This is a genomic window from Streptococcus sp. 10F2 (assembly GCF_054331515.2).
In genome coordinates this window covers 1-649 of record NZ_JBTGGE020000124.1, presented here as the reverse complement: position 1 = coordinate 649, position 649 = coordinate 1, and the positions used below count along the sequence as shown (strand labels likewise).

The 649-nt window shown below is 33.3% G+C and carries 1 pseudogene; it reads right to left on the bottom strand.

Annotation, left to right across the window (positions count from 1 at the left end):
- Window positions 1-528 precede the first annotated feature (528 nt).
- Window positions 529-649, bottom strand: a pseudogene (locus ACXM1Q_RS09345) (IS630 family transposase); the annotation flags it as partial.

The following is a 649-nucleotide window of genomic DNA, read 5'->3' as shown; positions in this document are numbered from 1 at the left end:
TAAAGCTGCTGTTTCTTTACGTGTATGTCCCTCTTTAACATATTCAAGGACACGTTTTCTAAAATCAATTCCGTATGCCATAAAAATAGTATATCATATACAGTTTATAATCTAAAAGAGTATAAAACATCTTTGGAAACTTACATCCCAAGCTTTTTGGGACAGTTGTTACTCCCATTTTTGACACTAAAAAGGTACCGTTCTCAATTTTTGAACTGTACCTTTTTACTACTTCCTATTCCTCAGTTTTGGTTCACTTTCATAGACTCTACTAATTTATTAGGCAACTTGAATCTGCTCTTCTTCAGATAAAGCATGACCATCCCCATTAATAGTTGTATTTTGAAATTGCCAAGTAACAAACAAGGCAATCCCAAGAGTAAAAAGAGCTAGAAGTCCCTAGATTGATACGCCCCCTGTCAAGTAGACAGGTAAAATATACAAAGATGAAGTGCATAACAGAAATCAGTCGTACATTTCGTATGGCTGATTTTTTATGCACTCCACTTAGATTTGTAATTCTCATACTCATTTAAAATCAAAAATAGCAGAAGTCCATTCTCTGTGAACAATGGATCTTAACTGAGTGGATGATAGACTTTGAATAACTTCTTGAAGTTTATCAATGACCTCATTTAATGTTTTAAAA